General features: G+C 67.8%; 25 protein-coding genes. 17 read left to right on the top strand and 8 right to left on the bottom strand.

Annotation, left to right across the window (positions count from 1 at the left end; all coding sequences use genetic code 11):
* The first annotated feature begins 53 nt into the window (after positions 1–53).
* The 12 genes from uvrB (at position 54) to DDE10_RS10525 (ending at position 8,103) form a co-directional block, all read left to right on the top strand.
* Positions 54–2,252, top strand: coding sequence for an excinuclease ABC subunit UvrB (gene uvrB / locus DDE10_RS10575; protein WP_114952995.1), 2,199 nt, complete (start codon positions 54–56; stop codon positions 2,250–2,252).
* A 68-nt stretch (positions 2,253–2,320) separates the two neighbouring features.
* Complete coding sequence (locus tag DDE10_RS23445) at positions 2,321–2,761, top strand: DUF4357 domain-containing protein (protein ID WP_162806542.1); 441 nt, start codon at positions 2,321–2,323, stop codon at positions 2,759–2,761.
* Positions 2,762–2,806: 45 nt separating this feature from the next.
* A complete protein-coding gene (locus tag DDE10_RS10570) occupies positions 2,807–3,061 on the top strand; it encodes a type II toxin-antitoxin system HicA family toxin (RefSeq protein WP_114952750.1) in 255 nt (84 codons plus the stop codon).
* The gene (locus DDE10_RS10565; RefSeq protein WP_114952749.1) at positions 3,058–3,279 is read left to right on the top strand and encodes a type II toxin-antitoxin system HicB family antitoxin; all 222 of its coding nucleotides are present in this window, start codon (positions 3,058–3,060) and stop codon (positions 3,277–3,279) included. Before DDE10_RS10570 ends, DDE10_RS10565 begins: the two co-directional genes overlap by 4 nt.
* 390 nt (positions 3,280–3,669) lie before the next feature.
* A complete protein-coding gene (locus DDE10_RS10560) occupies positions 3,670–3,984 on the top strand; it encodes a hypothetical protein (protein WP_114952748.1) in 315 nt (104 codons plus the stop codon).
* Between the two features lie 69 nt (positions 3,985–4,053).
* Positions 4,054–4,746, top strand: a complete 693-nt coding sequence (locus DDE10_RS10555) for a 2OG-Fe(II) oxygenase (protein WP_114952747.1) — start codon at positions 4,054–4,056, stop codon at positions 4,744–4,746.
* A gap of 151 nt (positions 4,747–4,897) precedes the next feature.
* Positions 4,898–5,521 (top strand): hypothetical protein, encoded by a 624-nt coding sequence (locus tag DDE10_RS10550; RefSeq protein ID WP_114952746.1) that lies wholly within the window; start codon positions 4,898–4,900, stop codon positions 5,519–5,521.
* A 10-nt stretch (positions 5,522–5,531) separates the two neighbouring features.
* Positions 5,532–6,050, top strand: a complete 519-nt coding sequence (locus tag DDE10_RS10545; protein WP_114952745.1) for a hypothetical protein — start codon at positions 5,532–5,534, stop codon at positions 6,048–6,050.
* A gap of 411 nt (positions 6,051–6,461) precedes the next feature.
* Complete coding sequence (locus DDE10_RS10540) at positions 6,462–6,680, top strand: hypothetical protein (RefSeq protein WP_114952744.1); 219 nt, start codon at positions 6,462–6,464, stop codon at positions 6,678–6,680.
* A complete protein-coding gene (locus tag DDE10_RS10535) occupies positions 6,677–6,880 on the top strand; it encodes a hypothetical protein (protein ID WP_114952743.1) in 204 nt (67 codons plus the stop codon). The genes DDE10_RS10540 and DDE10_RS10535 overlap by 4 nt, the downstream gene beginning before the upstream one ends.
* A 1-nt stretch (position 6,881) precedes the next feature.
* A complete protein-coding gene (locus tag DDE10_RS10530) occupies positions 6,882–7,256 on the top strand; it encodes a hypothetical protein (protein WP_114952742.1) in 375 nt (124 codons plus the stop codon).
* Between the two features lie 130 nt (positions 7,257–7,386).
* Positions 7,387–8,103 carry a hypothetical protein gene (locus DDE10_RS10525; protein ID WP_114952741.1) on the top strand — a complete coding sequence of 239 codons (717 nt, stop codon included), beginning with the start codon at positions 7,387–7,389 and terminating at the stop codon, positions 8,101–8,103.
* Between the two features lie 220 nt (positions 8,104–8,323).
* Here DDE10_RS10525 and DDE10_RS10520 read toward each other — a convergent pair whose 3' ends face one another.
* Positions 8,324–8,653, bottom strand: coding sequence for a glycine zipper 2TM domain-containing protein (locus DDE10_RS10520; protein ID WP_114952740.1), 330 nt, complete (start codon positions 8,651–8,653; stop codon positions 8,324–8,326).
* Positions 8,654–8,811: 158 nt separating this feature from the next.
* Here DDE10_RS10520 and DDE10_RS10515 point away from each other — a divergent pair, with 158 nt between their 5' ends.
* The 4 genes from DDE10_RS10515 to DDE10_RS10500 all read left to right on the top strand — a co-directional run bounded on the left by DDE10_RS10515 (position 8,812) and on the right by DDE10_RS10500 (position 12,572).
* A complete protein-coding gene (locus tag DDE10_RS10515; protein WP_114952739.1) occupies positions 8,812–10,101 on the top strand; it encodes an adenylosuccinate synthase in 1,290 nt (429 codons plus the stop codon).
* Between the two features lie 28 nt (positions 10,102–10,129).
* Entirely contained in the window at positions 10,130–10,876 is a 747-nt protein-coding gene (locus tag DDE10_RS10510; RefSeq protein ID WP_114952738.1) for a class I SAM-dependent methyltransferase, read from the top strand.
* A 92-nt stretch (positions 10,877–10,968) separates the two neighbouring features.
* The gene (locus DDE10_RS10505) at positions 10,969–11,655 is read left to right on the top strand and encodes an RNA ligase family protein (protein ID WP_114952737.1); all 687 of its coding nucleotides are present in this window, start codon (positions 10,969–10,971) and stop codon (positions 11,653–11,655) included.
* Entirely contained in the window at positions 11,643–12,572 is a 930-nt protein-coding gene (locus DDE10_RS10500) for a phosphatase domain-containing protein (protein ID WP_162806541.1), read from the top strand. Before DDE10_RS10505 ends, DDE10_RS10500 begins: the two co-directional genes overlap by 13 nt.
* Positions 12,573–12,604: 32 nt before the next feature.
* Here DDE10_RS10500 and DDE10_RS10495 read toward each other — a convergent pair whose 3' ends face one another.
* The 7 genes from DDE10_RS10495 to DDE10_RS10465 all read right to left on the bottom strand — a co-directional run bounded on the left by DDE10_RS10495 (position 12,605) and on the right by DDE10_RS10465 (position 20,016).
* Complete coding sequence (locus tag DDE10_RS10495; protein WP_114952735.1) at positions 12,605–14,704, bottom strand: TonB-dependent receptor; 2,100 nt, start codon at positions 14,702–14,704, stop codon at positions 12,605–12,607.
* A gap of 189 nt (positions 14,705–14,893) precedes the next feature.
* Complete coding sequence (locus DDE10_RS10490) at positions 14,894–15,301, bottom strand: hypothetical protein (RefSeq protein ID WP_114952734.1); 408 nt, start codon at positions 15,299–15,301, stop codon at positions 14,894–14,896.
* A 672-nt stretch (positions 15,302–15,973) separates the two neighbouring features.
* The gene (locus DDE10_RS10485; RefSeq protein WP_114952733.1) at positions 15,974–16,258 is read right to left on the bottom strand and encodes an acylphosphatase; all 285 of its coding nucleotides are present in this window, start codon (positions 16,256–16,258) and stop codon (positions 15,974–15,976) included.
* A gap of 7 nt (positions 16,259–16,265) precedes the next feature.
* Positions 16,266–17,069 (bottom strand): enoyl-ACP reductase FabI, encoded by an 804-nt coding sequence (gene fabI / locus DDE10_RS10480; protein ID WP_114952732.1) that lies wholly within the window; start codon positions 17,067–17,069, stop codon positions 16,266–16,268.
* On the bottom strand, positions 17,066–18,073 hold the full coding sequence (locus tag DDE10_RS10475; RefSeq protein ID WP_114952731.1) for a YihY/virulence factor BrkB family protein: 1,008 nt from the start codon (positions 18,071–18,073) through the stop codon (positions 17,066–17,068). The genes fabI and DDE10_RS10475 overlap by 4 nt, the downstream gene beginning before the upstream one ends.
* A 33-nt stretch (positions 18,074–18,106) precedes the next feature.
* Positions 18,107–19,066, bottom strand: a complete 960-nt coding sequence (locus tag DDE10_RS10470; protein WP_114952730.1) for a DnaJ C-terminal domain-containing protein — start codon at positions 19,064–19,066, stop codon at positions 18,107–18,109.
* A 92-nt stretch (positions 19,067–19,158) separates the two neighbouring features.
* Positions 19,159–20,016 carry a LytTR family DNA-binding domain-containing protein gene (locus tag DDE10_RS10465; protein WP_114952729.1) on the bottom strand — a complete coding sequence of 286 codons (858 nt, stop codon included), beginning with the start codon at positions 20,014–20,016 and terminating at the stop codon, positions 19,159–19,161.
* Positions 20,017–20,126: 110 nt separating this feature from the next.
* On the opposite strand from DDE10_RS10465, the gene DDE10_RS10460 reads away from it, so the two are divergent.
* Positions 20,127–21,326, top strand: coding sequence for an acyltransferase family protein (locus DDE10_RS10460; protein ID WP_114952728.1), 1,200 nt, complete (start codon positions 20,127–20,129; stop codon positions 21,324–21,326).
* Position 21,327: the final 1 nt, after the last annotated feature.

Here is a 21,327-nt window from a genome sequence, read left to right as displayed (position 1 = left end):
GATGGTCCTCCGCAAAGCTAGCCTAGGGCCGCGGGAATGACCATATGAAGAGGATGTCGATCGCGATCCGAACCAGCCTCGAGGAACCCGAGACCGCAGCCTTCGTGCCGCACCGGCCGCAACGACCCGAGAAAGCCGAGGGCGGCCAGCCATTCCGCATCGTCTCGGAATATCAGCCGGCGGGCGACCAGCCGCAGGCGATCGCCGAGCTGGTCGACCAGATCGGAGCCGACGAGCGCACCCAGGTGCTGCTCGGCGTCACCGGATCGGGCAAGACCTTCACCATGGCCAAGGTGATAGAGGCGACCCAGCGACCGGCCCTGGTGCTGGCGCCCAACAAGATCCTCGCCGCTCAGCTCTACGGAGAGTTTAAGAGCTTCTTCCCGGAAAATGCGGTCGAATATTTCGTCAGCTATTACGACTATTACCAGCCCGAAGCCTATGTGCCGCGCTCCGACACCTATATCGAGAAGGAGTCGAGCGTGAACGAGGCGATCGACCGGATGCGTCACTCGGCCACCCGGTCGCTGCTCGAACGCGACGACGTCATCATCGTCGCCTCGGTCTCCTGCATCTACGGCATCGGCTCGGTCGAGACCTATTCGGCGATGACCTTCAGTCTGAAGAAGGGGCAGTCGGTCGACCAGCGCGAGATCGTCCGAAAGCTCGTCGCGCTCCAGTACAAGCGCAACGACCAGGCCTTCGCACGCGGTAATTTCCGCGTGCGCGGCGACAATCTCGAAATCTACCCCTCCCACTATGAGGACATGGCCTGGCGGATCGCCTTCTTCGGCGACGAGATCGAGCAGATCGTCGAATTCGATCCGCTGACCGGCAAGAAGATCGCCGGCCTCGATCATGTGAAGGTCTATCCCAACTCCCACTATGTGACGCCCGGCCCGACGCTCAAGCAGGCGATGGAGGCGATCAGGCACGAGCTGACCGAGCGATTGAAGGAGCTGATCGCGGAAGGGAAATTGCTCGAGGCGCAGAGGCTCGAGCAGCGGACCAATTTCGACCTCGAGATGATCGCCGCGACCGGCTCGTGCGCCGGCATCGAGAATTACAGCCGCTTCCTCACCGGGCGCCTGCCCGGCGAGCCGCCGCCGACGCTGTTCGAGTTCCTGCCCGAAAACGCCCTGCTGTTCATCGACGAGAGCCACCAGACGGTGCCGCAGATCGGTGCGATGGCGCGCGGCGACCACCGCCGCAAGCTGACCCTCGCCGAATATGGATTCCGGCTGCCGAGCTGCATCGACAACCGGCCACTGCGCTTCAACGAATGGGATGCAATGCGTCCGCAGAGCGTCGCCGTTTCGGCGACGCCGGGCCCGTGGGAGATGGAGCAGGCCGGCGGCGTCTTCGTGGAGCAGGTGATCCGCCCGACCGGCCTTATCGACCCACCGGTCGAGATCAAGCCGGTGGAGGATCAGGTCGACGATCTCATCCACGAGGCGAAGGAGACGGCGCGAAAGGGCTATCGCACCCTGGTCACCACCTTGACCAAGCGGATGGCCGAGGACCTCACCGAGTTCCTGCACGAGGCGGGGCTGCGCGTCCGCTACATGCACTCCGACGTCGAGACGCTGGAGCGCATCGAGCTTATCCGCGACCTCCGGCTCGGAGTCTATGACGTGCTGGTCGGCATCAACCTGCTGCGCGAGGGGCTCGACATTCCGGAATGCGGTCTCGTCGCCATCCTCGACGCCGACAAGGAGGGCTTCCTTCGATCCGAGACGTCGCTCATCCAGACGATCGGCCGCGCCGCCCGCAACGTCGAGGGCAAGGTCATCCTCTATGCCGATACGATCACCGGCTCGATGGAGCGGGCGCTGAACGAGACCGGCCGCCGCCGCGAGAAGCAGGTCGCCTATAACCAGGCGCACGGGATCACGCCGACGACGATCAAGCGCAACATCTCGGACATTCTCGCCGACGTCTCGAACCGCGATTCGGTCATGGTCGATACCGGCGACGAGGACGCCCCCAACCTCGTCGGCCACAATCTCAGGGCCTATATCGAGGATCTGGAAGGGCGGATGCGCAAGGCCGCCGGCGACCTCGAGTTCGAGGAAGCCGCCCGCCTGCGCGACCAGATCCGCCGCCTCGAGGCCGACGAGCTCGGTCTTCCCGACAGCGAGAAGCGCGCCCCGCTGATCGGCCATTCGAACGAAGGCAAGCCGGGGACGCGCAAGACTCGCTTCGGCAAGCAGCAGTCGATACGAATGGGGCAAAGGGGCAGGGGGCGGTGAGTACTCTTTTCGCTTCTCAAATGCGTGGAAACTAGCTAAACGCCTGCCGACCAGAGGCGGGATTAACGATGCAGATTGATGTTTCCTTCGGCATATGGAAGGCGTTGACTGCGTTGCTCATTGATGAGAACGACACCTATAGCGCTGTCGTTGAGCGTCTGCTCGCGGGTGCCGGAACTACCCCGATGGATTCGAGCCCCCGAACCCGCTCAGCGACTCATTTTCACATGGATGCCGGTGCAGGGGCGCTATTCAAGGGTGTCTTCTTGCCGAATGGTACGGAGCTTCGTGCCACATACAAGGGGAAGACGTATTCTGCGCTGATTTCCGACTCTCAGTGGATTGATTTGAGCACTGGCACATCGCGAAGCAGCCCATCTCAGGCTGCCTATTCGATCACCGGCCGCAATGTGAATGGATGGCTGTTCTGGCTGGTGAGGCGACCCGACGATGAGGACTGGCGAAGCCTCAATTCGCTTCGTGTCTATAAGCAGTCGGATCAATCATGACCCGCGGCTTCCACGCGGAGCCAGCGAAGGTCTGCGACGCTGACCGTGGTTAAAGCGGCTCGGCTCTACCAGCGGCTGCTCGACGATCCGAAGCGGGAGGTGTCGTTCCGCGATTTTGCGCGTCTGCTCGCCGCATTCGGCTTCACGTTGGATCGGACGGTGGGGAGCCATCGCCAATATGTCCATCCGGCGGTACCGCGCCCGCTGCCCGTGCAGCCGAGCGGAAAGGAAGCCAAGCGCTACCAGGTCAGGCAGTTCCTTGATATCGTGGAGGAGTATGGACTACATATCGAGGCATGAGCGAGCCTCGCTATCACATCAATCTCTTCTGGTCTCAGGAGGATGGCTGCTGGATCGCAGACGTCCCCGACCTGAAGCCTTGCTCCGCCCATGGCGACACGCCCTCTGAGGCCTTGGCCAACGTGCGTGACGCGATCGACGGGTGGCTGGCGGTGGCGCGCGAACGAGCCTGGCCAATTCCGGAGCCTCGCTACCGTCCAGCGATCTACGCTGCCTGAAGGTCTTCCCGGCGGGCCCTGACAGGTAGCGGCGCCTCCTTGCCATTGTGAGAAAAAGGCGGCGTCCAAGCCTCGATGCCGGCCCTAAGAACTTAGGCTTGGCCCGGATGGCCGGGGCGAGACTCCCCCTTTGCGTCTTCGCGTCTTCGCGCGACGCCAAAGCGGCTTCGCCATGCTTCCCCGCGGCTCCAGGACGGGCCCAAGGCGGCCTCGGTATTTCTGGCACGCCCGCTTCTTGGACCGCTGCCGTTTCGTTGTCCGAAGAGCGGTCCGCCCCCGCCCGTCATCCCGACCCTGCACGCGCCAGCGGACGTTGCGACAGCCACGGCCGGCCCGACTCGACTCACGTTCGGTGTTCGTATAATGTTCCGAGCCGGGGAGGATTGCGCTATGAACCTCATCGGCATGATCGTCGGCGCTACGCTTGCCATCTACCTTCTCGCCAGCCTGCTCGAATGGGCCTTGTTCAAGCGGATCGTCGACTCCCCCGAGCTTGGAAAGGGGCTGTCGGTCGGGTTCGCCGCCATCCTGGCCATCATCCTCTATGGTTTCGGCAATGCGGATGGGGGGCCGTGGAATCCGCTGCCGGGCGGGATCGCCTATGTCGTCGGCGGTGCGATCGCCTTTTCCGTGATGCTCTGGCAATACAACCGGCGCGAGGAGGCGCTGGAAGAGCAAGCGACGATGCACGACACCTTCGAATAGGCTCTGGCGAATAAATTCGGTCGCAAGTTCCGGGCTGCGGCTCCGGTCGAGCCGCGGCAATAGTCCCGCATGACCGACGCCATCGACTGGACCGCCGCCGCCACCGAGCTCGACCGCCACGGCTGCGCCCGCCTTTCCGGCTTCCTCGAGGCCGCCACCTGCGACGCCCTCATCGGCCTGTGGGACGATACCGGCCGCTTCCGAAGCGAGGTCGTCATGGCCCGCCACGGCTTCGGCAGCGGCGCCTATCGCTATTTCGCCTATCCTCTCCCGGAGCCGGTCGCCGGCCTGCGCGGCGCGCTCTACCCGCCGCTGGCCGCCATCGCCAACCTCTGGGCGGAGAGGCTCGGCGAGCCGGTCCGCTATCCCGACGATCACGCCGCTTTCCTCGACCGCTGCCGCGCCGCCGGCCAGGTCCGGCCGACGCCCTTGCTTCTGCGTTACGAGGCCGGCGACTGGAACGCGCTCCACCAGGATCTCTATGGCGAGCATGTCTTTCCGCTTCAGGTCGCGGTGATGCTCTCCCGACCGGAGGAGGATTTCACCGGCGGCGACTTCGTCCTCGTCGAGCAGCGCCCGCGCCAGCAGTCGCGCGCCGAAGTGGTGTCGCTCGCCCGCGGCGATGCGGTGATCTTTCCGGTCAGGGAGCGGCCGGCAAGCGGCAGCCGCACCTGGCACCGCCGCGCGATGCGCCACGGCGTCAGCCGGCTTCGCTCGGGTCTTCGCCTCACGCTCGGCATCATTTTCCACGACGCTCGGTAGAGGCAGCGAGCACCGCGGCCGCCGCCGCGATCGGGCGCGGCCGGCCATGGGCGAAGCACGGACGGCGCGTTTTTTCCGCGCTTTGGGATGCACGCGGCGGCCGACCGGGGTAAGGGGAGGCCGAAAGGCCACCGAAAGGATGCATCAGCCCATGTCCCGACGCGCGATTCTGGTCACCTTCCTCCTCCTCGCCGGCTGTGCCCGATCCGAGGAAGCGAGCATGGTCGCCGATCCCAACTCGATCGAGCCGGTGGAGAGGGTGCGTACGCCCGAGCAGGACGACCAGGAAGTCGCGATCGGTGCGTGGCGCGAGACGCTTCAGGACGATCAGTCCGCCTTGGAATTCGGTCCCAGCGGAACGCCGCCCTTGTTCAGCCTGCGCTGCGACGCCCGGCGCAGCGTCTACGTGCAACGCCACGGGACCATCACGACGGGTGACCTGCCGATGATGCTCATCACCGTCGGCAGCGAGACCCGCCGGCTGGCGGTGACCACGGTCGGCGGCACTGTGCCGATGCTCCGCGCCTCGCTGGCGCCCAGCGACACGCTGATCGAGACGCTGGCGGGCGCCGAAACTCCGATCACCGTCCGTGTCGGCGACACGCCGCCGCTGGTCCTGCCGCCCAGCCCCAGCATTCCCGCCTTCCTCGGCCGGTGCGAGAGCGGCACCACGGCGCCGCCGGAGCCTGCCAACGGGAATTCGGCCGCCAATGAAGCCGCGCCGGCGGAGGCACCCGCCAACCAGGTCGCGCCCGCGGCGCCCGCCCCGCGCTGAGGATCCGATCATGTCGAAGCGTAGCCTCCTCCTCGCCGCCGTCGTGGTGACTCTCGCCGGCTGCGTCCCGCGCACGACCCCGCCGACCCCGGCGCCGCCGCCGCCCCCGGCGCCGCCGGTGGAACGGCCGGCGCCGCCGGCCCCGCCGCCCCTCGCCTGGGAAGATGCTCCGATCAGCCCGGGCGACTGGAGCTATCGCGCCCAGGGCGGCGCCACCGAGGCCGTGTTCGGCGCCGTCGGCGCGCCGGCGCTCGTCCTTCGCTGCGATTCCTCGCGCCGGTTATCGCTCGTTCGCGGCGGCGCCGCGGCCGGCGGCGCGCTCAATGTCCGCACGACCTACGGTGCCCGCGCCCTGCCGGCTTCGCCGGGGGAGGGCGGCCTCGCCGCCGCCCTTTCACCGGCCGATCCCTTGCTCGACCAGATGGCCTTCAGCCGGGGCCGCTTCGCGGTCGACGCGCCGGGCACGCCCTTGTTGATCGTCCCGGCCTGGCCGGAAGCGGCGCGGGTGGTGGAGGATTGCCGGGCCTGACGATCCCGTCTTGGTCCATTGCGGGGCGGGGGCGCAGCCCGGCACTTCGGCGAAGGCGCGAAAAAGGCGCCGCCGAACCGAGCCGGGGCGCCGCGCGAAGCATGGAATCCTATCGTCAAAATAAATTTCTTCAAGACTTGATCGGCGATTCGGAGGGACTCATATTCCGAGTCGTGTTCAACAAGCGAAAGGAGGTGATCCGATGTCTCATGGTTCAGCAGAGAGGTCGGTCAAGTCCGTTCGGGAGATGAAAGCCTAAGCTTTCCAATGTCTTCCGGGCTGGAGACTTCCGGCCGCTGACCATGTCGAGGGGCCGTCGGACCAATGTCCGGCGGCCTTTCGCTCGTTCGGGGACAGCCCATCCAGGAACGCCGTCCGCTCCCGGTTCGTTCAACCGGGAGGAGGATCGATATGGCAGTCGAGAAGGACGAACGCGGCGAGCGGGCAAGCTTCGACCGGCGCACCGGCGAGGTGCACGGCAGCGGTTCCGGCGCCGGCGGCGGCGGCAATCCCGATGAGGATTATGACGGCGACCCGATGGCCGGCGGCGGCCTCGATCCGGTCTCGGCGCCTCAGGGCGACGACACGGCGGAAGGCGCGCAGGCGGTCGCCGGGAGGGCCCGGCCATGAGCGGCAAGGGCCACCCGCTCCCCGGGAGCGACGAGGCGCGGCATGGCGAGATCCCGGAGCATCTCGAACGCGACAAGGGTCGCGGTGACGATGCCGCGGATGTCGTCCAGCCGGCCGGCGAGGCGGTAGCCCCCGACGGCGAGCCCTATCGCTACGACGATCTCGGCCGCGGGCCGGACACCAGCAAGAAAGGACGATGAGATGGCGGACAAGGCGCGTGAGGATCTCGGCGGGGAACGGCCGCGCGATCAGGAGCAAAGCGGCGCCGCGGCGCACGGACGCCAGGTCGGCGGCGGCCCCGGTGCGTCCGACATGGCGAGCCCCGGCGGCAGCAGCGGCTCCGGCGGCTATGGCAAGGCCCAGAACCAGCAGTTTCACCAGGGCCAGCAGGATTCCGGCGTCGGCGTCCGCGGCGCCGACGAGGGCCTCGGTCGCGGCGAACGCTTCGACGAGGCGCAGGGCGGCGGCCGCGGCGCCGATTCCGTCACGGTGACGAGCGCCGATCTCGAGCGCGACCAGCGCGCGCACCAGGATCGCGGCCAGAGCGATGCGGAAACAGAGGTCGAGGAGCGCTGACGCTCCGGCAAGCCAGCGTTCCGATGCGCAGGATTTTCGATGCGCCGCGCCGCGCGGCGCCTGATCGACGGAACTGTTCGCGCCGCCGAGTGTCTGTTAGTTTCAGGTACGAAATGGCAGGAGAGGCGTAATGGCGAAGAAGGCATCTTCCGGCAAGCAGACTGGCGGCGGCGAGAACAAGCAAAGCCGGAGTTCGGCGGCCGACGCGATTCCGGACGCGCTGCGCGAAGCGGGGCGGCGGGCCGCGGAGCTCGCCCAAAATCCGATGGCGAAGAGCCTGCTCGCCGCGGGGCTGGTCGCGGCCGCGGCGGCGCTGGCGGCGAACAAGTCGGTGCGCGACAGCGCCAAGCGCAGCGCGCGCCAGGCACAGGACGCGGCCGAGGCCGCGGCCGACTCGGCGGCCGAGAGCGCGAGCAATATCGGCGCGGCTATGATCAACGCCGCGACCGAGGCGGTGCGGCGGATGATGGCCGTCGGCGGCTCGGGCGGCGGTGCCTCGGCCAGCGGCGGCGGCCAGTCCTCGGGCGGCGGCCGAACGACTTCGACCAAGGCCAAGTCCTCCCGCTCCGGCGCCTCCCGGCCGGCCAAGGCCGGTAACGCGAGCGGCAAGTCCTCCGCGGCGAAGATTCCCGCAAGGACGGCCGGTGCTTCGGCGGGTTCGGGCGCCGCGCGCAGCACCCGGTCCGCCGCCAAGTCGGCGGGCGGCGCCTCCCGTTCGGGCGGCACCGCCAAGGCAGCGACAGGCCGCAAGTCCACCGGCAGCGGCGGCCGCAAGACGACGGGCGGCCGCAGCCGATCGAAGGGCGGGAACGGCAGCGGCAGCGAAGGCGGCACGACCGGCAGCTGAGACGATCGCCGGAATCCGTCCCCGCTGATCGGCGGCGCGGGGCGAGTCCCTGGGGGACGGCCGGGCAATCGTTGCCGCAATTGATGGGGTGGGACCTCATCCGGTTTCTTCCTGCGGGAGGCAAACGGCGCGGCCGACGGCGAGTTGGACGGGTTCATCTGGGTCAGCAAAAAGGGGCGCCGCATCGCGGCGCCCCTTCAGGCATCGGGAAAGTATCCGATCAGCGGCAGCGGCGGCTGCTGCCCCTCTGGACCTCGCGGCCGATCAGGGCACCCGCGGCGGCGCCGAGGATCGTGCCGGTCGCCCGGTTGCGGCCGCCGTCGATCTCGCGGCCGATCAGCGCGCCGGCGGCGCCGCCGATGATCAGGCCGGTGGTGCCGTTGGGCCGGCGGCAGCGCAACCGGCCATCGCGACCCCGCCAGGTAGGGCCGGTATAGGCGCCGTCGCGATAATAGCGGCTCTGCGCCTGGGCCGGCTCCATGCTCGGCAGCGCGAAGCTCACCGGGATGGCCATCGCCGTCGCCGAAGCGGCGAGAATGAGTGTACGCATGACTTCCTCCTCTGAGAGAATCTTGGACCTTGAACGCCCCCGCCGGAGCGGAGGTTTCATTAACCTAAAACAACGATCGGCTCACGCCGCCGCAAGCCGCTGGACGCGGAGAATGGCGCATCCTAGAGGCGGCCCGTCTCATCGAAGAAGGATGCGTCTTGGCGAACGTCACCGTGATCGGCGGCCAATGGGGCGACGAGGGCAAGGGCAAGATCGTCGATTGGCTCTCCAGCCGCGCCGATGTCGTCGTCCGTTTCCAGGGCGGTCACAATGCCGGTCACACTTTGGTCATCGGCGATCAGACCTATAAATTGTCGCTGCTTCCGTCCGGCATCGTCCGGGGCAAGCTTTCGGTGATCGGCAATGGCGTTGTGCTGGATCCCTGGGCGCTGCGCGACGAGGTCGGCCGGCTTCGGGAGCAGGGCGTGGCGATCACGCCCGACATCCTGCGCATCGCCGACACCTGTCCGCTCATCCTGCCGTTCCATCGTGATCTCGATGCGCTTCGCGAGGATGCCAGCGGTGCCGGCAAGATCGGCACCACCCGGCGGGGGATCGGCCCCGCTTACGAGGACAAGGTCGGCCGCCGCGCCATCCGCGTCTGCGATCTCGCCCATCTCGGCCAGCTCGGTCCCCAGCTCGACCGGCTTTGCGCCCATCATGACGCGCTGCGCGCCGGCTTCGGCGAGCCGCCGATCGACCGCCAGCGGCTCGAGGCGGACCTTGGCGAGATCGCCGATTTCGTCCTCCAGTTCGCGGCGCCGGTCTGGATCGACCTGAACAAGTCGCGGCTCGCGGGCGACCGGATCCTGTTCGAAGGGGCGCAGGGCGTCCTGCTCGACGTCGATCACGGTACCTATCCGTTCGTGACCTCGTCCAACACCATCGCCGGAACCGCCGCCGGCGGCACCGGCCTCGGTCCTTCCGCCGCCGGTTTCGTGCTCGGCATCGTCAAGGCCTATACCACCCGCGTCGGCTCGGGGCCGTTTCCGACGGAGCTCGACGACGAGATCGGCCGCCGCCTGGGCGAGCGCGGGCACGAATTCGGCACCGTGACGGGGCGCAAGCGCCGCTGCGGCTGGTTCGACGCCGTTCTGGTCCGCCAGTCGATGGCCGTGTCGGGCGTGACCGGGATCGCATTGACCAAGCTCGACGTGCTCGACGGGCTCGACGAGATCCGCATTTGCACCGGTTATTCCCTGGCTGGCGAGCGGCTCGATCATCTGCCCGCCCATGCCGCCGACCAGGCATCGGTCGAGCCGATCTACGAGACGATCCCGGGATGGCGCGAGTCGACGGCCGGCGCCCGCAGCTGGGCGCAGCTCCCCGCTCAGGCGATCAAGTACATCCGCCGCATCGAGGAACTGATCGCTTGCCCCGTCGCTTTGGTGTCCACCAGCCCGGAACGGGAAGATACGATTCTCGTTCGCGATCCGTTTGCGGATTGACGTTCCCTTGGCGTAACAGACGGGAAGCATGACCACACGCGAAGCCACCAGCCTGCTGCCACGCGCCGACACGGCCGTCATCGGCGAATATACACGTTCCGCCTCCGTCTGGGCGGCGGTGCTGGCCTTCGGCGCCATCCAGTGGCCATGGCTGCTACGCAGCCTCCATGGCGGCACGCTCGCCGAGAAGCATGCCCTGCTCGACCGGCTGGACCTGCCGCACGACGCCTTGCCCTATCTCGGCAGCTGGAAGGCCGATACCGGCCTGCTGCGGCTGCTCGTCGAGCACATCCTCGAGCACAAGCCGCGGCTGGTGGTCGAGTTCGGCACCGGCGCTTCGACGCTGGTGCTGGCCCGCGCCCTCAAGCTCGCCGGCGGCGGCACCCTGATCAGCTTCGACCAGCATCCCGACTTCGTCGACGCGACCCGCCAGTGGCTTGACGATTACGGCCTTGAGGCCGAACTGCGATCGGCGCCGCTGGCGCCCTCGCCCGACGGCTGGCCCGGCCTGTGGTACGATCACGGCCCGTTGCCCAACAATATCGACCTGATGCTGATCGACGGTCCGCCCTGGACGATTCACCCGCTCACCCGCGGCGCCGCCGCCTCATTGTTCGACCACATCGCCCCCGGCGGCACGGTCATGCTCGACGATGCCGCGCGCCCCGGCGAGCGCGTCGTCGCCCGCCGCTGGCGCAAGCTTCGCCCCGATTTCGACTTCCGCCTCGACAAGAGCGGCACCAAGGGGACCTTGATCGGCCGGCGGCACGGATAGCCCGCCGATGAAAGCCCCGGCCTTCGCAGGGACGGGGGAGGCCTGTCAGGCTCCGTTCAGCCGCGCCCCTTAACCCCCGGACCGGGGGCATAATGACGACCGATCTCAAATATCCGCGCACTTATCATCTGCCCGGCTCGCCCGGCCTGCAGAATGACGATCGCCGCCTCCCCAGCCTGGAGCCGTTCGTCGGGCGGCGCATCGTCGTCACCGAAAAGATGGACGGCGAGGGCACGACGATGACGCGCGTCAGGACTTATCCGCGCTCGCCGGACGGGCGCCATCATCCCTCGCGCGACTGGATGAAGGCACACCATGCGCGCAAGGCGCACGACATACCGGAGGGCTGGCGGATCTCGGGCGAGTACATGTTCGCCCGTCACTCCGTCGCCTATACGCGGGAGCTCGGGAACGCGCTTCCCGGCTACTTCCTCGGTTTCGGCATCTGGGACGCGTCGAACGACCTTCTCGACTGGGATGCGACCCTCGAGATGTTCGAGCTGCTCGACATCCCGCCGGTCCCCGTCCTTTACGACGGCGCCTTCAGCGAGAAGGCTCTCGCCGGGATCGCCTCGTCCATCGATCCGCTCTGCCAGGAGGGCTTCGTCGTCCGCATCGCCGACCGCATCCCCTATCCGGACGGACCGGGCGATTCCGGCCGCTTCTTCGCCGCGGTCGCCAAATGGGTGCGGCGCGGACATGTCCAGACAGACCGCCACTGGATGGACGGACCGGTCGTCGCCAACCAGCTCCGGGAAGGCCTGTCATGCGCGCCGTGATCTTCGACATCGACGGCACCCTGGCCGACGTCGCCCATCGCCTCCACCATCTCGACGGCGAGAAGGACTGGAACGCCTTTTTCCGCGACATGATCGACGACAGCCCGGTCGAGCCGATCGCCCGCCTGGCGAGGATGCTCCATCACAACGCCCAGGACCGGCGCGATGTCGACGCGGTGCTGATCGTCACTGCTCGCCCGGCGCGGCCGGACTGGCGGCAGACCACGCTCGACTGGCTCGCCGCCCACGACATCCCCTACAGCGCGATCTACATGCGCGCCGAGGGCGACATGCGCTCGGACCATCTTGTCAAGCGCGACATGCTCCAGCGCATCCTCGACGACGGCTACGAGCCCGTTCTCGTCGTCGACGATCGCCCGCAGGTGGTGAAGATGTGGCGAGACCACGGCATCGTCACCCTCCAATGTGCGCCCGACGAGCCCGGCGCGAGCCCCTATGCCGGCCAGACCCTGCTCCACATGCTCGTCGGTCCCTGCGGCGCCGGCAAGTCGACCTATGCCGAGCGGCACTATTTGTCCCACGAGGTCATCTCGACCGACGCCCTGAGGATGCAGCTCTACGGCGATCTCGGCCATTCGCCCGAGGCGCTCGCCCGTGTCTGGAAGCTCGCCCACGGACTGATCCGCGCGCGCCTGGAGGCGGGCGCGCTCGCCGTTCTCGACGCCACCAATCTCGACCGCGGTGACCGGATGCGCGTCCTCGAGAACCTGCCGCGCGGCGTCTTCGCGCGCTACGTCGTCATCGACCGCGATCTCGCCGACAAGGAGCGCGACCGCGACTGGCGGCCGCAGGAGCTGGTCCTCAAGCAGCACCGCATGTTCCGCGCCGAGGAGAAGAACATCCTCGCCGGCGACCATCATCCTTTCGTGACGGTCCAGGACCGCCGCGGGCGTTGAACCGCGTCTGCTCCTCCCGACGCCGGGATGTCCTACCTGATCTTCCACGAGAGGCCGACGAGGAACGCCCGCCCGCCGCTCTGCCGCTCGACCAGCTGGATCGCCGCTGCCGTCCTGATTGACGTGCGAACGCGGGTGTCCAGCAGGATGCCCTGCGCGGTCAGCGACAGGCTGAGGTCGGGGGAAAGCGTGTGCCGCCACACCAGGTTCAGGGCGCCGGTGCCTGATCGGCGACCCTGCGGGACGAGGCCAGGTCCCTGAACGTTCCCGTCCAGGCGGAGGCGATCGGCCGGCGTGACCGCCCAGTCGAGCGAGCCTTGCAGCGACCAGGAAAGACTCGAGGCGTCGACGAGCCCGCTCGGGTCCAGGGCCGATAGATCGGCACGAAACAGATTGCCGGTCAGGCTGTATCGGAGGCCGTCTCCGATGCCGTGGCTCGCGGTCGCCTCGATCCCGGCCGAGTGCGAACGGCCGCCGTTCCGCGCTGTGGTCAACAGGACATTGTCGTCGAGGAACTCGGAGCGAGGGGCGATCGTGTCGTCGGTCCGGCGGTAATAGAGTGTCGCAGACCCGTCGATCGATCCGCGGTGGAAGGCATATTCGGCCTCGATCGCCGTTACCCGCTGGGGCAGGAGAGAGGGATTGCCGGCGCGCCAGTTCTGGGCATCGATATAGACGATAGCAGGGTTGAGGTCCCTGGTGTCGATGCGCTGGAGGGTCCGCGAATATCGCACGACCATTTGATCGTCGCCGAACGTGCGCGCGATGGCGGCGCTCTGATTCACGCCGGAAAGGTGTCTGAGGCGGCGGACGGCATCGGCGGAAAGGCCGGTGTCGATGGCGATCTGCTCCATCCGAGCGCCGACCTGGAGGGTCCATGAGCCTGATAGCGCCTGGAGGGTGACATAGCCGGCGGCGGTACGCTGCACGCCTTCGAAAAGGCTCGGGGCGACCGGATCGACCGCCGTATCGCGCGAGCCTTCCTCGAGATCGCGTTGGTTGTGGTAGCGGTTGCGCTCGCGCTTCCACTCGGAACCGACGCTCAGGCGCAATGCGCGGCCCATCGGCCTTTCATAATCCAGCGCCAGCCGGTCCGTCCGGCTCTCGGTCCGGTTCAGGACGCGTTCGAAGGTCCGGTCTGGAACCGGAAAGAGCCTGGTCGTCGAGAATGTCCGGTTGGAGCGGAGGCCGGTCGTGCCGTGCTGGACCGCAAGCTTCAGGCTTGCGCTCGTCGGGGATCCGCGCCGCTGATAATAAGCCGAAATCTCGCTGCTGTTCTGGACATAGGTCCCGCCACGCACACGGTTCTGGACGGACAGCGGCTCGCCGTCAGCCCGGTAATCCAGGCGTCGCTCATCGACCCGGTTCGTCGGGCTACCGGCGGTGACGACAAGGTCGGCGCCGAGCTCGGTCGCGTCGGTCGGCTGGTAGCCGATCGAGGCGCGCACATTCGCCGAGCGCGCATGGGTGGGGGTGTAGCGGGAGCGGGAAACGGAGCGACCGGTCTCCGATCCGGAGGCGCTGAGCCGTCGCCGGACGTCGAAGATATGGGTGAAGCGTACGTCGTCGCGCAGGCTCGCGCTCAGGCTCGCCGACAATTCCGCTTCACGATAGGTGCCGTTGAACGCGGCGTTGGCGCGGCGATGGTCGCCGGCATTGGCGGTGACGGTGCCGCTCAGGCCGTCGTCGCGCGCCCGGTTCAGTACGAGGTTGATGATCGCGCCGCCGTTGGAATCGAAACGGGCCGATGGATTGGTGATGACCTCGGCGCTGGCGATCGAACCGCCGGCCATCGATTGCAGCGACGCGGCCAGATTCTCCCCGCTCAGCGCCGCCGAGGGGCGGCCGTCGATATAGACTTGGACATTACCGTTGCCGCGGACCGTCACCGCGCCATCGGGCGAGACATTGACCGAGGGGATGGTGTTCAACATGTCGGCCGCGCTTCCCGCGCCGGCGGCAGGATTGTCGCGGACGTCATGGACGGTGCCCTCGATCGTCCTGGTCGTGCCTCGCCTGCGGCCCTCCACCACGATGTCGTCGTTCCGGGGCTCGGTGCCCGGAGGCGATGGAAGTCGCCCGGCATCCGGTTGGGCCGAGACGACCGCGCTCCAGGCGACAGCACCGGCCAAGGCTGCACGCCTGAGCTCTCGTCGCACCCGGCCCCTCCTTGCGCTTGCTCGGCAGTGTCGGAGGGGTAGAGATCGTGCGGCGCAGGCGCAAAGGACGTTATTTCGGGAGAGGCATGAGAGGAATTCATGCGACCGCCGCGTTCCTCCAAATCCCCGGTGAGCACGGAGGGGGAGTTTGCCTCGCTTGGTCTAATAATCGTCCCATCCGCAGGGTATCTCGGCGAGCTTTTCCTCCGCCGTCTTGGCCCGCGCCTCCGCCTTGGGGCGCGGCGTCGTCGCCGCCGCCTTGGCCGTGCCGGCGCGAAGCTGGCTCTTCTTCTGCGCCGCCTTCGCCCAGGCCGGCGTCCGCCAGATCAGGGCGCCCTTGACCGGCGGCAGCTCCTCGGGGGCCGGCGGCGCCTCGACCGGCTGGCGCGGCAGCAGCTTGGGGAAGATCTTCGTCCAGTAGAGCGTCTCGTTGCCCTCGCTCTTCTCCACCCATTTCACCAGCCGATCGACCCCGCCGAGCTTCTCGAACGCCTCGAGGATCGCCGCCTTCGCCTCGTTGGTGACCTGGTTGCGCGCCCCCTTGGGCCGCCCCCTTTGTGCCTTGGCCATGCTCTGTCCTTTCTCGTGAATGCTGTGTGGCGAGGGGCGCCCTTCCGAACCCTAAGGTGCGCGCGGCCGCTCCCTTTGATCGAAGCCGCGAAGGCGCGAAGGGCCACCAAAAAGGCGTCATCCGGCGAAAGCCTGTCCTGAGCGGGCCGAAGGGCCGGTACCCACGAACACCGCTCTTTGTGGATGTGCACCGCCGTGTCCGCCTGCCTGCCCCGTGTTCGTGGGTTCCGGCTTCCGCCGGAATGACCGAGAGGGGGCTAGGCCCGCGCCCCCTTCGTCATCCTGGCGAACGCCAGGATCTCGTTTTTCTTCAGAAAGTCAGGGAGATCCCAGCTTTCGCTGGGATGACGGGGAAGGGGCCGAGACTTCCTTCGCGCCTTCGCGCCTTCGCGTGGGAAAAAGCCGTGCTCGAGCCGGCCGCAGCGTCGGCCGTCGCACATCAGGCAGCCCCGCAACGTCCTGCAGCGCCCGCGCACTTACCCACTCGGAAGATGTCCTCCCGGACGCATACCGATACCGCCCGCCATCGGGCAGCCCCGGGCGCGGTTCGGACCTCTACTATTTCGGAAACTGGCACAAAAGGAGAACAAAGTCAAGCGTTCAATGTCCGAGACGCTGTGAACCGCCCCGGAGGCGATTAGATTCGATTATTATATTCGCTCGCCCGCCGCCTCAGGCCGTCGGTCTCTTCTCGAACGGCTCCGGCGCCGGCTCGTCCGGCGCCGCCTCCACTACGATCCGCTCGACCCGCGCCGCCGGCGGCCCTTCCCGGCACAAAGCGATCAGCCGCTCGATCGCCTCGGCCTCGCCGCGGGCGACCAACTCGACCGTCCCGTCCGCCCGGTTGCGGACCCATCCGGCGAGCCCGAGGCCGCGCGCCGTCTCGACCGTCCAGGCGCGGTAGAAGACGCCCTGGACCCGGCCGTGGATGCGCAGCCTCTTGGCGCGACCGGCCATGCTCGCCTCAGGCGAGCGCGATGTCCGGCGCGTCCTCCGCCTTCATGCCGATGACGTTGTAGCCGCCGTCGATATGGTGGATCTCGCCGGTCACGCCGGAAGCAAGGTCGGAGAGCAGATAGAGCGCGCCGCCGCCGACATCCTCGATGGTGACGTTGCGGCGCAGCGGCGAATTCAGCTCGTTCCACTTGAGGATGTAGCGGAAGTCGCCGATCCCGCTCGCCGCCAGCGTCTTGATCGGGCCCGCTGAGATGGCGTTGATCCGGATATTCTCGGGGCCCAGGTCCATCGCCAGATATTTGACGCTGGTCTCGAGCGCCGCCTTGGCGACGCCCATGACGTTGTAATGGGGCACGACCTTCTCGGCGCCGTAATAGGACAGGGTGAGGATGCTGCCGCCGTTCGGCATCATCGCGCGGGCTCGCCGGGTCACCGCCACGAGGCTGTAGGCCGAGACGTTCATCGTCAGCAGGAAATTGTCGAGGCTGGTGTCGAAGAATTTGCCGCGAAGCTCGTTCTTGTCGGAAAAGCCGATCGCGTGGACGAGGAAGTCGATCGCCTCCCAGCGCTCGGCCAGGGTCTCGAACGCCCGGTCGAGATTGGCCATGTCGGCGACGTCGCATTCGATCAGGAAATCGGCGCCGAGCTGCTCGGCGAGCGGCCGCACCCGTCGCTCCAGCGCGTCGCCCTGATAGGTGAAGGCGAGCTCCGCGCCGTGCGCCGCCAGCGCCTTGGAGATGCCCCAGGCGAGCGAGCGATCGTTGGCGAGGCCCATGATGAGCCCGCGCTTGCCTTGCATCAAGCCGCTCATTCTTCCTCCTGTTCCACCTTCTCTTCGGCCTTCTTCTCCGCTTCCTCGGCTGCTTCCTCGGTCACGGCCGCGACGACGTCCTCTTGGCTGGGCTCCGGCGTCTCCGCAAGCGCGGCGTTCAGCTCCGCGCCGATGACCAGGCCGAGGCCGATGACGAAGAAGAAGAGCAAGGCGATGATCACACCGGCGAGGCTGCCGTAGGTGAGATCGTAGCCGCCGAGGGTCGACAGCGCCATGGGCAGCAACGCCGTCGTCAGCACCCACCAGCCCGTGACGAAGGCGGCCCCGGGCCATTTCGGGCAGCCGCTGCGGTAGCGCTTCGGCGTCAGCACGTAGAACAGGACGTAGAGCGATCCGAACAGGACGAGTGCCGGCACGACCCGCAGCAGCGTGAGGAGGCCGACCAGATCGTCGGCGCCGGGGATGAGGCCGACGGCGAATTGCTGGATGCTGGAGAGGAAGACGGAAAGCGCGAAGGCCATCATCGCGATGATCACCGAAGCGATGACCATGCCGGCGGATCCCAGCCGATATTCCCAGAAAGGACGGCTGTAGGTGACGCCGTAGGCGCGGCGGATGATGTCGCGAATCGTCTCGATGAAGCTGCCGGTGCTCCACAGGCCGACGAGCGCGCCCAGCCAGAGCAGGTTGCCGGAGCGGGCTTCGAGCACGTCCCGGATCGGCCGCCGCAACACGTCGGCGACGTCGGGCGGCATCGTCGAAAGCAGGGCATTGACCGCGCTCATGCCCTCCGCGGTCGATCCGAACAGCCGCGCCACCGCCGCGGCGACGATGACGAACGGGAAGATCGAGAGCAAGGCGAGGTAGGCGAGGTTTCCGGCGTGGATGAATCCGTCGGAATAGACGCCGATCGCCACCCGCTTGGTCACTTCCCAGGATCGCGACCCGGCCCGGAAGGAGTGCCTGAACGTTCCGAGCCGCGCCTTGGTCTTGGCGAGCCGTTTGCGCCGGGCTTCCGGCGATTCGGGTGAGAGGTCACGCACGGGCTGGATCGGTCTCCGTTGCTGTTGCGGAGCCTATACTCCCAGGCCCTTGCGGGGGTTTCCCCGCCCCTTGCCGCTCCAGCCTTCGAGGAAGGACGAGAGCTCGGCATCGTCGGCGGGCAGGTCGACCATCAGGGTGACGAGCTGGTCCCCCCGCGTGCCGTCCCGGGCGGTGAATCCCTTGCCCTTGAGCCGGAGGACCTTGCCCGAGCTCGATCCCTTCGGAATGCTCAGCATGACCGCTCCGTCCACCGTCGGCACCCGCACCTTCGCCCCGAGCACCGCCTCGTCGATCGCTACCGGCAGGTCGAGGCGGATATGGTCGCCATCGCGGCGGAAGAAGCGGTGCGGCTTGATCGCGATGGTGACGATCGCGTCGCCATGGCCGGCCGGCCCTGCCTGGCCCTGGCCGGCCAGACGGATCCGGGTGCCGTCCTCGACGCCGGGGGGAAGCTTGATGTCGAGCGTCTTGCCGCTGCCCATCTGGACCCGCTGCGGCTTCAGGGCGGCGGCATCCTCGAACGGCACCTCGAGCCGATAGGCGGCGTCGGCGCCCTTCTGCGGCGGCGGGCTGCGCCGGCCGAACCCGCCGAACCCCCCGCTTCGGCCGCGCTTGCCGTTACCGCCGAACAGGCCTTCGAACAGGTCCGACAGGTCGGCGGTCTCGCCGCTGCCGAGGTCGAAATCCATGCCGTTGGTGCTGCGGCGGAAGCCGCCCGGACCCGACTGCGGCCCCTCGCCGCCGGTGCCGTAGCCGAAGGGCGAGCGCGGATTGCCGTCCTCGTCGATCTCGCCGCGGTCGTAGCGCGCGCGCCTGTCCTTGTCGGTCAGGATGTCGTAAGCCTGGGTGACCTTGGAGAAGCGCTCCGACGCCTTGGGATTGTCGCGATTGCGGTCGGGGTGCAGCTCCTTGGCGAGCTTGCGATACGCCTTCTTGATATCGGCTTCGCTCGCGCCGCGCGCCACACCGAGCGTGGAATAGAGATCGGCCATGCCGGTTCCTTCTTCACCCTGCTCGAAAAGTCCACTGTTGCCGGTCGGCAACATGCGTTGAAATGGTGCAGCGCCGCCGCTTCGGCAAGGGATCAGCGGCGGCGAAGCGTCTCGAGCGCCGGCCGGTAGCGGCGAGATAGCGGGATACGGCTGCCGTCGGTGAGGGTGAGGCCATAATCGCCGGAGCCTTCGGCCTCGATCGCGGCGACGTGGCGCGCATTGACCAGCCAGGAACGATGGGTGCGCACGAACCCCTTCGAGGCCAGGGCCTCCTCCGCGCCGGCGAGAGTCGCCCGCATCAGCGGCCGCCGGCCGTCGGCCAGCCAATATTCGACATAATTGCCGCTCGATCGGGCGGCGAGCACCTCTGGCGGCGCGACCTTGAGCACCCGCTGGCCCTCGTCGATGACGATGCCCGCCTCATCGGGCGCGGGACCGGCGCCCGGATCCGCCAGCGTCGGCGGGCGGTCGCCCATCACCCGGGCGGCCAGCCAGAAGATGCCGGCATAGAGGCCGTAGGAGATGAAGTCCTTGCGATACTCGTACAGCCAGGGGTCCCAATCGGACCCGAACGCATAGCGCTCTCCGGCAAGCATGTAGGCGCCGTGGCGAAGCACGATCATCAGCGCAACATGGGCGAGCGAGAAGCCGATCGTGAGCGCGACGTGGATGGCGAGATGGCGAGCGGCCTTCGGCCCATAAGGCGGAAAGGCGTGCACCGCGCGGCCGGGAATCCAGGCGAGGGCGAGCAGCACGATCCCGCTCGACCCCTCCCACACGGCGGGCTCCCACCAGTCGATCGGCCGGCCCATCCAGCTGCGCTCGTCGAGCACGCTCAGCACGTTCACCGTGCCGATCAGCACCATCGAGACCGCGATGATCACATAGGCGACCCGCCAATGCGGCGGCAGCGCCGGGCCGCTCGTCCCGCCTAGGATGCCGCTCGTCACCGTCTCGTTCCGATCGTCACCAGAGGGCGGCCGCCCGCCCCGGGGCGGTTGCGCCGCCGCGAAGGGCGCGGGCAGCCTTGCGGGCGTAACCGTCCTGCGGAGCCCAAGCCATGAACCATCCTGCCCCCTCGCCAAGCCGCCTGGTCTATCTCGATTGGCTGCGCGTCGGCGCCTTCGGCCTGCTGATCCTCTATCATGTCGGCATGTTCTACGTGACCTGGGACTGGCACGTGAAGAGCGATCATTCCGGCCACGCGATCGAGCCGCTGATGCTGCTTACCAACCCTTGGCGGCTCACCTTGCTTTTCCTCGTTTCCGGGGCGGCGACCCGGTTCATGGCCGACAAGATGGCAGTCGCGACCCTCGCCGGCAGGCGCACCCTGCGCCTGTTCCTGCCGCTCCTGGCCGGCATGATCCTGATCGTGCCGCCGCAAAGCTATTACGAGGTCGTCGAGAAACTCGGCTATTCCGGCAGCTATCTCGATTTCTGGGGCCGCTATCTCGCCGCCGACGGTAGCTTCTGCCGTGGCGAGGACTGTCTGGCCCTGCCGACCTGGAACCATCTCTGGTTCGTCGTCTATCTGCTCGTCTACACGCTCCTTCTCGCGGCGCTGCTGGCCTTCCTGCGCGCCCCGCTTTCGCGGCTCGGAGAGCGGATCGGCGCGCTGCCCGACTGGGCGCTGATGGTCCTGCCGATCCTCTACCTCGCCGCCGCCCGTCTCATCCTGTTGCCGCGGTTCGAGATCACCCACGCGCTGGTCGGAGACTGGTACAATCATGCCGTCTCCTTCGCCGCCTTCCTGATCGGCTTCCTGGTGGCGAAGGACGGACGGGCGGTCCAGGCGTTCGTCCGGCTGCGCTGGAAGGCGCTCTGGCTCTTCGCCGCTGCCTATATCGCCTTTGCGGCCTATGCCTGGGCCTGGCGGGCCGAAGGGGCCGTGCCCCCCGAGGCGCTGCGCGGGCTGATGCGGATCGTCTATGCCGTCGACCAATGGGCGGCGATCGTCGCCCTGCTCGGCTTCGGAGCGCTCCACCTGAACCGCGACAGCCGGCTGCTGCGGACGCTGACCGTCGCCGTTTTCCCCTTCTACATCGCCCACCAGACGGTCATCGTCGTCGTCGGCCACCATCTCAAGGCGCTGCGCCTGCCGGTCTGGCTTGAGGCGCCGCTGCTGATCGCGGCGACCGCCGCCGGATGCTGGCTGGCCTATGCGCTGGCGCTGCGGCTCGGGCCGCTCCGCCCACTGCTCGGGCTCGGATGGCGGCGGCCGGACCGGCCGGCACTCGACCCGGCGCCCGCGTCCCGGTAGA

This window comes from Sphingosinicella terrae, assembly GCF_003347635.1.
Classification (GTDB): Bacteria; Pseudomonadota; Alphaproteobacteria; order Sphingomonadales; family Sphingomonadaceae; genus Allosphingosinicella; species Allosphingosinicella terrae.
The sequence above is the reverse complement of the archived record's forward strand: the minus strand, read 5'-3'. Positions and strand labels throughout refer to the sequence as shown.